This is a genomic window from Mycoplasmopsis primatum ATCC 25948 (assembly GCF_000702785.1).
Classification (GTDB): Bacteria; Bacillota_I; Bacilli_A; order Mycoplasmatales; family Metamycoplasmataceae; genus Mycoplasmopsis; species Mycoplasmopsis primatum.
Map to the genome: position 1 here is coordinate 1 of NZ_JNJV01000056.1, position 1,464 is coordinate 1,464.

General features: G+C 25.3%; 1 protein-coding gene. It reads right to left on the reverse strand.

What is annotated here, in order from left to right; translation table 4 throughout:
* A partial coding sequence (locus T386_RS0104190) for an IS1634 family transposase (RefSeq protein WP_169734051.1) occupies positions 1-1,376 on the reverse strand: 1,376 nt, incomplete at its 3' end.
* Positions 1,377-1,464: the final 88 nt, after the last annotated feature.

Consider the following 1,464-nt stretch of genomic DNA (forward strand, 5'->3'; position numbering starts at 1 on the left):
CCTTTTATATGTTTTTCAGTATAAACATAAACAGGTCTAAGTTCTAAACATCCTTTCAATGTGCGAAAATTCTCTTCAATTTGAAATTGTTTTTTATAAATTTCAACAACGTCAGCTGGACTTAAATCAATTCTTGATGTTTCATAAACATAGTAGCCATCAAATTTTTCATCTTCTTCTATTTTTTCTTCATTCAATTTAAATTGCAAATTTCCTAATGAATCAAAATATTTATACTTCTTACTACCGAGCATTTTATCAGCTTTGACAATTCCATTTTTATCTTGTCTTTTTGTAAAGTTGCTAATTATTAATTCTCTATCTGCTTTATCTTTTTTGGCTCTTGACAAACTATAAGTAAATATTCTTCTCCTGCTTTTGCCATTAAGTCTTTTTTTCTTTCATTCTGATGGAAATGTTCTTTCTTTATATTTAAAGGATTCATTGCCTATATAATCTGATCCATTTAATAAATCATCTTTAAATGTTTTTGAGCCTGCTTTCGCTCTATATGAAATGATGAAATCTATGCCTAAATCTTCTAAAAATCTAATATTTCTGTTGGAGCTCATACCTCTATCAGCAATAATTGTTATTCTTTCTATATCATATGTTTTTTTCATAGATAGAATAAAAGGGATGAATGTATTAACATCAGCAGTATTACCTTTAAATAGTTCAAAATGGATTGGAATACCGTCTTTATCAGTGGCCATTCCAACAACAATTTGATCCTCTTTAAATTTTCCATCTTTTGAATAACCTGGATATCTAAGACCGTTTCTCACAAAAGATTCAAAATAAAAGGTTGATGAATCATAAAAAATCAATTGAATTTCTCTGTTACTATATTGGATCATTTTTTCATTAATATTTCTTAATATTGAGTCTTTATTGTCATCTAAAACATCCAATAATGAATAAAATGTATTCTTTTTTGTTTCGATATCATTATCGAATTTTCATTTATCTTTAAAACTAGAAATAATGCTATTTGGTTTGATAATTCTTGAAGCAATTTGATAATTTAATATTTCTTTTAGTTTTTTATGTTTTGATTTTTGCAAGGAATTAAAAATATCTAATTTCTCAATAACATCGTAAATTAAATTTACACCATAGTTTTTCATTATATTGACAATGCTACGTGGTTGTATAGCATTTAACAATTTCTCTTTTATTTTTTCTGGTTCATCATCAGATGTCATAGTTTTAACAACACTTTTCATTATTTCAATACATTGTGGATTTTTTGCTTCCAAAGATTCTAGGTTACCTAATGAAACTATTTTTTTATATCCTTTTCCATAACCAGCAGAAGTAGCAACAAAAACATAATAGCTTTGATTATTTCTACTTCCATTTTTTGTTTTCATAATATATAAAGATTTACTCATAACACCTAAATTATATCATAAATGGTATATAATGTATAGATAAAAATATTTTTTTCTATATTACTTA